The sequence below is a fragment of the Exiguobacterium sp. s121 genome (genome assembly GCF_018617245.1).
Taxonomy (GTDB): domain Bacteria; phylum Bacillota; class Bacilli; order Exiguobacteriales; family Exiguobacteriaceae; genus Exiguobacterium; species Exiguobacterium profundum.
In genome coordinates, this window is the sequence record NZ_JACSJV010000005.1 from 22,919 (window position 1) to 35,397 (window position 12,479).

The window sequence follows — 12,479 nt, forward strand, 5'->3', positions numbered from 1 at the left end:
AGGGAGGTCGGCCCCTTGGTAGATGTTAATCGATTTGAATATATGAAAATCGGCTTGGCTTCATCAGAGAAGATCCGTTCGTGGTCTTACGGTGAAGTCAAAAAGCCGGAAACGATCAACTATCGTACACTTAAACCAGAGAAGGACGGATTATTCTGTGAACGAATCTTCGGTCCTACGAAAGACTGGGAATGTTACTGTGGGAAATACAAACGTATCCGTTATAAAGGAGTCATTTGTGACCGCTGTGGCGTTGAAGTGACGAAAGCGAAAGTGCGTCGCGAGCGAATGGGCCATATCGAGCTCGCGGCACCAGTTTCGCACATCTGGTACTTCAAAGGGATTCCAAGCCGCATGGGGCTTGTTCTCGACATGTCACCACGTGCGCTTGAAGAAGTCATTTACTTCGCATCTTACGTGGTCACAGAGCCAGGTGATACTCCGCTTGAGAAGAAACAACTTCTCTCGGAAAAAGAATTCCGTCTCTATCGTGAAAAATACGGTAGCGACTTCAAAGCAGACATGGGTGCTGAAGCCATCCGTACACTTCTTCAAGACGTTAATCTTGAAAAAGAAGTAGGCGAGCTTCGTGAAGAGTTGAAAACAGTCCAAGGTCAACGTCGTACACGTGCGATTAAGCGCTTGGAAGTTCTCGATGCATTCTTCACTTCAGGAAACAATCCAGACTGGATGATCCTTGAAGTACTTCCTGTCATCCCACCAGAGCTTCGCCCGATGGTACAGCTTGATGGTGGACGCTTTGCGACATCTGACTTGAACGATTTGTATCGTCGAGTCATCAACCGGAACAACCGTCTCAAACGTTTGCTCGACCTCGGCGCGCCGAACATCATCGTGCAAAACGAGAAGCGTATGCTTCAAGAAGCGGTTGACGCCCTCATCGACAACGGTCGTCGTGGTCGTCCGGTAACAGGTCCTGGTAACCGTCCGCTTAAATCACTTTCACACATGTTGAAAGGGAAACAAGGTCGTTTCCGTCAAAACCTTCTCGGTAAACGGGTCGACTATTCAGGACGTTCGGTTATCGTCGTAGGTCCGAACTTGAAGATGTATCAGTGTGGTCTTCCAAAAGAGATGGCGCTTGAACTCTTCAAACCGTTCGTGATGAAAGAGCTTGTCGGTCGCGGCATCGCTTCAAACATCAAGAACGCCAAACGCAAAATCGAGAAGATGCAACCTGAAATCTGGGGCGTCCTTGAAGAAGTCATTCGTGAGCATCCGGTCCTCTTGAACCGTGCCCCGACACTTCACCGCCTTGGTATTCAAGCATTCGAACCGATTCTTGTTGAAGGTCGTGCGATTCGCCTTCACCCACTCGTATGTACGGCATACAACGCCGACTTCGATGGTGACCAAATGGCCGTCCACGTTCCGCTCTCTGCAGAAGCACAAGCGGAAGCACGTCTTCTCATGCTCGCTGCGCAGAACATCTTGAACCCGAAAGACGGAAAACCAGTTGTTACACCATCGCAGGATATGGTCCTCGGTAACTACTACATCTCACTCGAACGTGAAGATGCCGTCGGTCAAGGGAAAGTGTTCTCGAACGTCAACGAAGCGTTGATTGCTTACCAAAACGGTTATGTCCACTTGCACTCGCGTGTGGCACTTCCGGCACGTACGCTCAACAACCCGACGTTCACAGACGAACAGAACGAGAAATTGCTCATTACGACAGTTGGTAAGATGATCTTCAACGAAATCTTGCCAAATACGTTCCCATACTTGAACGAGCCGACGATGGAAAACTTACAGGAAGCAACGCCTGATAAGTACTTCATCGACAAAGGGGCGAACGTTGCGGAAGAAATCGCATCACGTCCAATCATCGACCCGTTCAAAAAAGGGTTCCTTGGAAAAGTCATCGCGGAAGTGTTCCAGAAGTTTGAAACGACGGAAACAAGCCGCATGCTTGACCGGATGAAAGATCTTGGCTTCAAGCACTCGACAAAAGCGGGTGTGACGGTTGGGATTGCCGATATCATCGTACTTCCGGATAAACAGGAAATCCTTGATGAAGCACAAAAACAAGTCGACCAAATCATGAAGTCGTTCCGTCGTGGTCTCATCACTGAAGATGAGCGTTACGAGCGCGTTGTCCGTGCTTGGAACGAAGCGAAGGATGAAATTCAATCTCGATTGATGAAATCCCTCAACCGCCTGAACCCAATCTTCATGATGTCTGACTCAGGTGCCCGTGGTAACGCATCGAACTTTACGCAGCTTGCGGGTATGCGTGGTTTGATGGCCGCTCCATCTGGTCGCATCATCGAACTTCCAATCAAATCGTCATTCCGTGAAGGTCTGACGGTTCAAGAGTACTTCATCTCGACTCACGGGGCTCGTAAAGGTCTTGCCGATACAGCCTTGAAGACAGCCGATTCAGGTTACTTGACGCGTCGTCTCGTTGACGTAGCGCAAGATGTCATCATCCGTGAAGAGGATTGTGGAACAGACCGCGGAATCCGTGTTTCTGCACTCCGCGAAGGTACGGAAGAAATCGAAAGCTTGTACGACCGTCTCGTCGGACGTACATCGTTTGAAACGGTCACACACCCTGAAACGGGCGAAGTGTTGATCGATAAGAACGAATTGATCACAGAAGACATCGCGCGCATCATTGTAGATGCGGGTGTTGAAAAAGTTGAAATCCGTACAGCCTTCACATGTAACACGTCACACGGCGTATGTAAGAAGTGTTACGGACGCAACTTGGCAACTGGATCAAATGTTGAAGTCGGGGAAGCCGTCGGTATCATTGCCGCACAATCGATCGGTGAGCCAGGAACGCAGCTTACAATGCGTACCTTCCACACAGGTGGGGTTGCCGGAGACGATATCACACAAGGTCTTCCACGTATCCAAGAGGTATTCGAAGCCCGTAACCCGAAAGGTCAAGCGGTCATCTCGGAAATCTCTGGTACGGTCATCGACTTCACAGAATCGCGTGACAAGCGTGAACTCACGGTCGAAGGATTCAGTGAGACTCGCTCATACACGATTCCATTCGGAGCGCGTCTCCGCGTTCAAATCGGCGACACAGTAGAAGCCGGTGAAGTCTTCACGGAAGGTTCGATCGATCCGAAAGAATTGCTCGCCGTCCGTGGTGTATCTGGTGTTCAGAACTATCTTCTCCAAGAAGTTCAAAAAGTTTACCGGATGCAAGGGGTAGAAATCGGTGATAAGCACGTTGAGGTCATGGTTCGCCAAATGCTTCGTCGTGTCAAAGTTATCGAATCAGGTGACACACCACTTCTCCCTGGATCACTCGTCGACATCAGCGTCTTCAAAGAAGCGTGTAAAGATGCGATTCGTGATGGAAAACACCCAGCGACTGCGAAACCAGTCCTTCTCGGAATCACGAAAGCTTCACTTGAGACAGATTCGTTCCTCTCAGCGGCTTCGTTCCAAGAAACGACTCGCGTCTTGACAGATGCAGCAATCAAAGGGAAACGTGACTATCTCCTCGGACTCAAAGAGAACGTCATCATCGGTAAACTCGTTCCAGCTGGTACTGGAATGGCCGTCTACCGTGATGTGGAACTCAAAGAAGATGAGGCGCCAGTTGCGCTCGAAGATACAACAGTCGAGTAAAATACGTCTTGACAGCGCAGGTTGGCGGTGCTACTATGATTTAGTGCCGCCAATCGGTTGTTGTCGATGACAACGATGTCCAGCAGTCGGCAAGCTACTTGGACGTCCATCCGAACTTTCTACGGGAAGGTTTGGCTGCTACAATTGCCACTTTCAAGGTATAACTCACGTTTTTGCGAGGTCATGGAATGCCTACGCCTCGTAAAAACGTTTCGTTATGACCTTAAATGAACCACCCGGGTCGGTGGGACTAGAAAATAGCAACATTCAGGAAGGGAGGATCTTCAAAGATGCCTACTATTAACCAGTTAGTCCGTAAAGGACGTAAATCGAAAGTCGTGAAATCTGACTCTCCAGCACTTAACAAAGGTTACAACAGTTTCATCAAGTCACAAACAAACGTGAGCTCACCACAAAAACGTGGTGTTTGTACACGTGTTGGTACAATGACTCCGAAGAAACCGAACTCGGCGCTTCGTAAGTATGCTCGTGTTCGTTTGACTAACCAAATCGAAGTGACTGCGTACATCCCAGGTATTGGCCACAACCTTCAAGAGCACAGCGTTGTTCTTATCCGTGGAGGACGTGTAAAAGACTTACCAGGGGTACGTTACCACATCGTTCGTGGTGCGCTTGACACTGCAGGTGTTGATGGACGTATGCAAGGCCGTTCTAAATACGGTACGAAACGTCCGAAAGCTGCGAAGAAGTAATTCTCGCAAACTAAACTACAATTGAAATTTTGAAAGGAGGGTACTCGGATGCGTAAAAACCGTGCAGAACGTCGTGACGTTATCGCAGATCCGATCTACAACTCGAAATTGGTAACTCGCCTCATTAACCGTGTCATGTTAGACGGTAAAAAAGGTACAGCTCAAACTATCATTTACAACGCATTTGGCATCATCGCTGAACGCTCAGGCAAAGAGCCTATGGAAGTGTTCGAAGAAGCAATGAACAACATCATGCCTGTACTTGAAGTTAAAGCACGCCGTGTAGGTGGAGCTAACTACCAAGTTCCTGTAGAAGTTCGTCCAGAGCGCCGTACAACACTTGGTCTTCGTTACCTCGTGAACTACGCTCGTCTCCGCAACGAAAAAACGATGGAGCAACGTATCGCGAACGAAATCATGGATGCAGCCAACAACACTGGTGCATCTGTTAAGAAACGCGAAGACATGCATAAGATGGCAGAAGCTAACAAAGCGTTTGCTCACTATCGTTGGTAATTTAATCGTAAAGTCCACTCCGCCAAGCATGGCTTAACGGAGTGGCTTTCGGGTATAATCATATCGTGTGCGCGCACACGAAAATCAAACATGCGGAAGGAGAATACCCAGTATGGCAAGAGAATTCTCCCTAAAGAATACTCGTAACATCGGGATCATGGCTCACATCGATGCCGGTAAAACGACAACAACTGAACGTATTCTTTATTACACAGGTCGTATCCATAAAATTGGTGAAACGCACGAAGGTGCTTCACAAATGGACTGGATGGAGCAGGAGCAAGAGCGTGGAATCACGATCACTTCGGCTGCGACAACTGCACAGTGGAATGGCCACCGTGTAAACATCATCGATACACCTGGACACGTAGACTTCACTGTAGAAGTTGAACGTTCACTCCGTGTACTTGATGGTGCGGTTGCTGTACTTGACGCTCAGTCAGGTGTAGAACCACAAACAGAAACTGTATGGCGTCAAGCGACGACATATGGTGTACCACGTGTCGTATTCGTCAACAAGATGGATAAAATCGGCGCAGACTTCTTGTACTCTGTGAAGACGCTCCACGATCGTCTTCAAGCGAACGCTTACGCGATCCAACTCCCAATCGGAGCAGAGGACGATTTCAAAGGGATCATCGATCTCGTTGAAATGAAGACTTACATGTACAACAACGACCTCGGTACTGACATCGAAGTAACAGATGGCTTCCCAGCTGACATGGCTGACCAAGCTGAAGAACTTCGCGGTCAATTGATCGAAGGTGTTGCTGACTTCAACGAAGAGTTGATGATGAAGTACCTTGAAGGTGAAGAGATTTCAATCGATGAATTGAAAGCTGCAATCCGTCAAGCGACACTTAGCGTTGAATTCTACCCTGTACTCGTTGGTTCTGCCTTCAAGAACAAAGGTGTTCAGCTCATGCTTAACGCCGTTGTTGATTACCTCCCATCACCAGTTGATGTAGAGTCAATCAAAGGGATCAACCTCGATACAGAAGAAGAAATCACACGTGAGCCTTCTGACGAAGCTCCATTCTCAGCACTTGCGTTCAAAGTTATGACTGACCCTTACGTCGGTAAATTGACGTTCTTCCGCGTGTACTCTGGTACAGCTGAAGCGGGATCATACGTGAAGAACTCGACTAAAGGGAAGCGTGAGCGTCTCGGTCGTATCCTTCAAATGCACGCAAACAGCCGTGAAGAGATTCCAATGGTATTCGCTGGTGACATCGCCGCTGCTGTTGGTTTCAAAGACACGACTACTGGTGACACGCTTTGCTCTGAGAAAGATAACATCGTTCTCGAGTCAATGACGTTCCCAGAACCAGTTATCTCGGTTGCAATCGAGCCTAAATCGAAAGCAGACCAAGATAAGATGGGTCAAGCTCTTGCGAAACTCGCAGAAGAAGATCCAACATTCCGCACTGAAACAAACCCTGAGACTGGTCAAACGATCATCTCTGGTATGGGTGAGCTTCACCTTGACATCCTCGTTGACCGTATGCGTCGCGAATTCAAAGTAGAAGCTAACGTTGGTGCACCACAAGTTGCTTACCGTGAAACAATCCGTGGCGCTGCGAAGATCGATTCGAAATTCGTTCGTCAGTCTGGTGGACGCGGTCAGTACGGTCACGTTGTCGTAGAATTCGAGCCGAACGAAGAAGGCGCTGGATTCGAGTTCGAGAACAAGATCGTCGGTGGTGTTGTACCACGTGAATACGTCCCTGCTGTTCAAAACGGGATTGAAGAAGCTCTCGAAAACGGTATCCTCGCTGGTTACCCAGTAGTAGACGTTAAAGCTCGTCTCGTATTCGGTTCGTACCACGATGTTGACTCGAACGAGATGGCGTTTAAAGTTGCTGCTTCGATGGCGGTTAAACAACTTAAGGACCAAGCGAAAGCTGTTATCCTTGAGCCAATGATGCGTGTTGAAGTTGTTATCCCAGAAGAATACATGGGTGACATCATGGGTGACGTCACGTCACGCCGTGGACGCGTAGAAGGTATGGAAGCTCGCGGTAACGCACAAGTCGTTAAAGCGATGATTCCACTTTCAGAAATGTTCGGTTACGCAACATCACTTCGTTCACGTACACAAGGACGCGGAACGTACTCGATGCACTTCGATCACTACGAAGAAGTACCGAAATCAATCGCTGAAGAAATCGTCAAAAAAGCGAACGGCTAATAACGGTTGTATCGCTAGATTGATTGTTGTAAGCTAAGGAGGACGTATGTTAAAAGTAGCCTACGTCTTCCTAGTTAAATAAAACTAATCGTTTAATAGAGGAGGAATCTAGAATGGGTAAAGAAAAATTCGACCGTTCTAAGCCGCACGTTAACGTTGGTACAATTGGCCACGTTGACCACGGTAAAACAACTTTGACTGCAGCAATCTCTGCTGTACTTTCACGTGCACAAGGTAAAACAGCTACTAAGTTCGACCAAATCGATGGTGCTCCAGAAGAGCGCGAGCGCGGTATCACAATCGCAACAGCTCACATCGAGTACGAAACTGACAAGCGTCACTACGCACACGTTGACTGCCCAGGACACGCTGACTATGTTAAAAACATGATCACTGGTGCTGCTCAAATGGACGGCGCGATCCTCGTTGTATCTGCAACAGATGGCCCAATGCCACAAACACGTGAGCACATCCTTCTTTCACGTCAAGTAGGTGTTCCTTACATCGTAGTATTCATGAACAAAGTTGACATGGTAGACGACGAAGAGCTTCTCGAACTCGTTGAAATGGAAATCCGTGAACTTCTTTCTGAATACGACTTCCCAGGCGACGACCTCCCTGTAATCAAAGGTTCTGCACTTGGCGCACTTAACGGTGAAGCTCAGTGGGAAGAAAAAGTTATGGAACTCATGAACGCTGTTGATGAGTACATCCCAGAACCAGTTCGTGACACTGAAAAAGACTTCATGATGCCTGTTGAGGACGTATTCTCAATCACTGGTCGTGGTACTGTAGCGACTGGTCGTGTTGAGCGTGGTGTTCTCCGCGTCAACGACGAGATCGAAATCGTTGGTCTTACAGAAGAAACGAAGAAAACTGTATGTACTGGTGTAGAGATGTTCCGTAAGCTTCTTGACTATGCTGAAGCTGGCGACAACATCGGTGCACTTCTCCGTGGTGTATCACGTGACGACATCGAGCGTGGACAAGTACTTGCTAAGCCAGGTTCAATCACACCACACTCTAAATTCAAAGCATCAATCTACGTTCTTTCTAAAGAAGAGGGTGGCCGTCACACGCCATTCTTCGCGAACTACCGTCCGCAGTTCTACTTCCGTACAACTGACGTAACAGGTATCGTTCACCTTCCAGAAGGTACTGAAATGGTAATGCCAGGAGACAACATCGAGTTGACGATCGAATTGATTTCTACAATCGCGATCGAAGACGGTACACGTTTCTCTATCCGTGAGGGTGGCCGTACTGTAGGTGCTGGTTCAGTAACAGAAATCATCGAGTAATCGATTGATTCAACTGAACAACATTAAGCAGTCCGCAATATGCGGGCTGCTTTTTTGTGTTTCCATCACAACATGGTAAGATGAGGCATACGAGAAAGGAGTGGCGTCATGCTGAAGCAACTAGAGACTATTTGTCGCTTGAATGGGATTGAGTATCGCATTGGCGGTTCTGAGCTGTTAAAGCATCATGGCATCGTCGAGGTAACGAATGACATCGATGTTTTTGTTGAACCGGACCAGTTTGAAAAAATCGATCGCGTACTTAGTCGTGCTGGGGAGAAGAAACCATCAGATTCTCACGACGCATACGTAACGACCTACTTTGGAGAGTATATATTCGAGGGAACAGATGTGGACGTCATGTCTAGTTTCCGAATGAAGTGTACCGACGGAATCTATACGCATCCTTTCATTGAACCAGATGGACAATGGATGCACCTAGAAGAGTGGGTCGTCCTTTACACGGTCATCGGACGAGAGGATAAATTAGCGTCATTGCTCCGCTATTTCAAGACGCACAGTGTTAATGAAGGAATTGTTCAAGACTGTTTAAAACGAGCGCCACAATCGGTCATAGAAGGGGTGACAGAGCGTTTTGGAGAGGTGATGAAACGCTAGGTCGAGTTGACATGGGAGTTCGTTTGAAAAATAGTTCAATAAAAGAATGAATTTTTGCTTGCAAAAGCTCGCGAATCTTGTTACATTAGGGAACGTTGAGCAACTCATCAGACAACCAGCAACTTCAAAAATCTAATCTTGCATTCCATGACCAGATTAGATATAATGATTAAGTGTTTGTGCGAGTGGTGAGAGACTTTACAGCAGAAAACGGGTCCAATCGTTGATTTGCAATGATCGGATGCCTCTGCTGACACAAGCACGCTGCGTTGAAGCGGGAGGTTATGACACGCCAGGCAGCATTGCCATGGCCGGTGTGGAAATTTCCGCGGAGAATTGTCTATTTTTAAAGTAGGCGACAAAGGAGGGAAACAAACATGGCAAATGAAAAAATTCGTATTCGTTTAAAAGCATATGACCATCGCGTTCTCGATCAATCAGCTGAGAAGATCGTTGACACTGCGAAGCGTTCAGGTGCAAAGGTATCGGGTCCAATCCCGCTCCCAACTGAAAAATCGGTTTACACGATTCTTCGTGCGGTTCACAAGTACAAAGATGCTCGTGAGCAGTTCGAAATGCGTACACACAAACGCTTGATCGACATCGTAAACCCAACACCGAAAACAGTCGATTCGCTTATGCGTCTCGAGTTACCATCAGGTGTAGACATCGAAATCAAACTTTAATTCTTCATATAGTAGATACTAGCCAGAAGAGACAATTAATTATTAACAGGAGGTGTATCTCATGGCTAAAGGAATCTTAGGAACAAAACTTGGTATGACTCAAATCTTCAACGAAGCAGGCGAAGTTGTACCAGTAACAGTAGTTGCTGTAGAAGGTAACGTCGTTCTTCAACTTAAAACAGTTGACACAGACGGTTACGAAGCAGTTCAACTTGGTTTCGGAGACATCAAAGAATCACGTCAAAACAAACCATCAAAAGGTCACGCTGCGAAAGCAAACGCGACACCTAAGCGCTTCATCAAAGAAGTTCGTACTTCAGTAGAAGGATACGAAATCGGTCAAGAGATTAAGGCAGACATTTTCGCTGCAGGTGAATTAGTAGACGTAACAGGTACATCGAAAGGTAAAGGATTCCAAGGTGCGATCAAGCGTCACGGACAATCACGTGGACCAATGGCTCACGGTTCGCGCTACCACCGTCGTCCTGGTTCGATGGGTCCTGTCGCTCCTAACCGCGTATTTAAAGGGAAACTTCTTCCTGGTCAAATGGGTGGAGAGCGTAAAACAATTCAAAACCTTGAAGTCGTTAAAGTTGATGTGGAACGTGGCCTTCTCCTCGTGAAAGGTGCTATCCCAGGCGCTCGTAAATCGAACGTCATCATCAAATCAGCGGTCAAAGGTAACTAATTAACTGCACGGAAAGGAGGAATTACGAATGCCTAAAGTAGCTTTGCTTAACCAAACAGGTTCACAAGTTGGCGAAATCGAATTGGCAGAAGCCATCTTCGGAATCGAGCCAAACGAATCAGTACTTTACGACGCAATCGTCATGCAACAAGCATCACGCCGTCAAGGTACTCACGATACGAAAGGTCGCTCGGAAGTACGCGGTGGCGGCCGTAAACCATGGAAACAAAAGGGAACTGGTCGTGCGCGCCAAGGTTCTATCCGCTCACCACAATGGGTTGGTGGTGGTACAGTCTTCGGTCCAACACCACGTTCATACTCTTACAAACTTCCTAAGAAGGTTCGTCGTTTAGCACTTCTCTCGGCTCTTTCGTCGAAAGTACAAAACAACGAAATCATCGTCCTCGAAGGCCTTGCTTTCGATGCACCAAAAACAAAAGATATGGCTGCTGTACTCAACAGCTTATCAGTAGAACGTAAGGCTCTTGTAGTCACAGCGGACTACAATGAGACTATCGCTCTCGCAGCTCGTAACATCCCAGGAGTGACTGTGATCGACGCAGCAGGCGTAAACGTTCTTGACCTCGTTGCTAACGACAAAGTCATCTTCACTAAAGATGCGGTTGCGAAGGTAGAGGAGGTGCTTGCATAATGGCTCAAGCATACGATATCATCAAACGTCCGATCATCACTGAGCGTTCAGTTAGCCTCATGGAAGCTAACAAATACGTTTTCGAAATCGACGTAAAAGCGACTAAATCGCAAGTGAAACACGCTATCGAAACAATCTTCAACGTGAAAGTTGCTTCGGTAAACACAATGAACTACAAACCGAAAGCGAAACGTGTCGGTCGTCACTCTGGTTACACAGCTCGTCGTAAAAAAGCGATCGTAACCCTTGCTGAAGGCAACACAATCGACTTCCTCGGTTAATTAACTACCTTAGAAGAAAAGGAGGGAATCCTCGATGGCAATCAAAAAGTTTAAGCCGACCACTAACGGTCGTCGTAACATGACATCTCTCGACTTTGCAGAGATCACAACGAATCGCCCTGAAAAATCGTTAACTGAAAAGCTTTCGAAAAAAGGCGGACGTAACAACCAAGGTCGCTTGACTGTTCGTCACCAAGGTGGCGGTCACAAGCGTAAATACCGTATCATCGATTTCAAACGTAACAAAGATGGCGTTGCAGGACGCGTAGCAACGATCGAATACGATCCAAACCGTTCAGCAAACATCGCACTCATCAACTATGTAGATGGTGAGAAACGTTACATCCTCGCTCCTAAGGGCATCAAAGTAGGCATGGAAATCATGTCTGGTCCTGAAGCGGATATCAAAGTGGGGAACGCTCTTCCACTCGTAAACATCCCTGTCGGTACAACAATCCACAACATCGAGCTTAAGCCTGGTAAAGGCGGTCAGCTAGTTCGTGCGGCTGGTGCATCGGCACAAATCCAAGGACGTGACGGCAAGTACGTCATCGTTCGTCTTCAATCAGGTGAATCACGCTTGTTCCTCGGCACTTGCCGCGCGACAATCGGTTCAGTTGGTAACGAAGAACACGAACTCGTAAACATCGGTAAAGCAGGACGTTCACGTTGGTTAGGCAAACGCCCAACAGTACGTGGTTCTGTAATGAACCCGGTTGATCACCCACACGGTGGTGGTGAAGGTCGTGCGCCAATCGGTCGTTCGGGCCCACTTACTCCTTGGGGTAAACCAGCTCTTGGTCTTAAGACTCGTAAGAAAAACAAATCGAGCGACATGTACATCCTTCGTCGCCGTAAGAAATAATTACTACATGATTCTCGGGCGGTTCGAAAGGGCCGTTCCCGAATCATTCCAAAGGGAGGTTCTAACATGGGTCGCAGCTTGAAAAAAGGTCCATTCGCAGATCACCACTTACTCGCTAAAGTTGACAAACTCAACGAATCTGGTGAGAAGCAAGTCATCAAAACTTGGTCACGTCGCTCGACGATCTTCCCAGAATTCATGGGTCACACGTTCGGTGTGCACGATGGTCGTAAACACGTACCAGTATTCGTGACAGAAGACATGGTTGGTCACAAACTTGGTGAATTCGCTCCAACACGCACGTACAAAGGTCACGGATCAGACAAGAAAACGAAACGGTAATTTGAGGGGAG

General features: G+C 47.5%; 12 protein-coding genes. All 12 read left to right on the plus strand.

All coding sequences use genetic code 11. From position 1 onward, the window contains the following. The first annotated feature begins 15 nt into the window (after positions 1-15). Positions 16-3,615: a DNA-directed RNA polymerase subunit beta' gene (rpoC, locus tag KOG47_RS14035; RefSeq protein ID WP_012727684.1), complete on the plus strand. Its 3,600-nt coding sequence runs from the start codon at positions 16-18 to the stop codon at positions 3,613-3,615. 290 nt (positions 3,616-3,905) lie between these two features. Then, complete coding sequence (gene rpsL, locus KOG47_RS14040; protein WP_012727683.1) at positions 3,906-4,328, plus strand: 30S ribosomal protein S12; 423 nt, start codon at positions 3,906-3,908, stop codon at positions 4,326-4,328. A 48-nt stretch (positions 4,329-4,376) separates the two neighbouring features. Beyond that, positions 4,377-4,844 (plus strand): 30S ribosomal protein S7, encoded by a 468-nt coding sequence (gene rpsG, locus KOG47_RS14045; RefSeq protein ID WP_012727682.1) that lies wholly within the window; start codon positions 4,377-4,379, stop codon positions 4,842-4,844. Positions 4,845-4,956: 112 nt separating this feature from the next. Beyond that, complete coding sequence (gene fusA, locus KOG47_RS14050) at positions 4,957-7,035, plus strand: elongation factor G (protein WP_012727681.1); 2,079 nt, start codon at positions 4,957-4,959, stop codon at positions 7,033-7,035. Between the two features lie 113 nt (positions 7,036-7,148). After that, positions 7,149-8,336, plus strand: coding sequence for an elongation factor Tu (tuf, locus tag KOG47_RS14055; RefSeq protein WP_078147868.1), 1,188 nt, complete (start codon positions 7,149-7,151; stop codon positions 8,334-8,336). Between the two features lie 108 nt (positions 8,337-8,444). Then, the gene (locus tag KOG47_RS14060) at positions 8,445-8,954 is read left to right on the plus strand and encodes a nucleotidyltransferase family protein (RefSeq protein WP_214691672.1); all 510 of its coding nucleotides are present in this window, start codon (positions 8,445-8,447) and stop codon (positions 8,952-8,954) included. A 377-nt stretch (positions 8,955-9,331) separates the two neighbouring features. Then, on the plus strand, positions 9,332-9,640 hold the full coding sequence (gene rpsJ, locus KOG47_RS14065) for a 30S ribosomal protein S10 (RefSeq protein WP_074032438.1): 309 nt from the start codon (positions 9,332-9,334) through the stop codon (positions 9,638-9,640). 61 nt (positions 9,641-9,701) lie between these two features. Further along, a complete protein-coding gene (gene rplC / locus KOG47_RS14070) occupies positions 9,702-10,328 on the plus strand; it encodes a 50S ribosomal protein L3 (RefSeq protein ID WP_012727677.1) in 627 nt (208 codons plus the stop codon). A 28-nt stretch (positions 10,329-10,356) separates the two neighbouring features. Beyond that, positions 10,357-10,980 (plus strand): 50S ribosomal protein L4, encoded by a 624-nt coding sequence (rplD, locus tag KOG47_RS14075; protein WP_012727676.1) that lies wholly within the window; start codon positions 10,357-10,359, stop codon positions 10,978-10,980. Beyond that, positions 10,980-11,261 (plus strand): 50S ribosomal protein L23, encoded by a 282-nt coding sequence (gene rplW / locus KOG47_RS14080; protein ID WP_012727675.1) that lies wholly within the window; start codon positions 10,980-10,982, stop codon positions 11,259-11,261. Before rplD ends, rplW begins: the two co-directional genes overlap by 1 nt. Positions 11,262-11,295: 34 nt before the next feature. After that, the gene (gene rplB / locus KOG47_RS14085) at positions 11,296-12,126 is read left to right on the plus strand and encodes a 50S ribosomal protein L2 (RefSeq protein WP_012727674.1); all 831 of its coding nucleotides are present in this window, start codon (positions 11,296-11,298) and stop codon (positions 12,124-12,126) included. Positions 12,127-12,192: 66 nt separating this feature from the next. Then, a complete protein-coding gene (rpsS, locus tag KOG47_RS14090) occupies positions 12,193-12,468 on the plus strand; it encodes a 30S ribosomal protein S19 (protein WP_012727673.1) in 276 nt (91 codons plus the stop codon). Positions 12,469-12,479 lie beyond the last annotated feature (11 nt).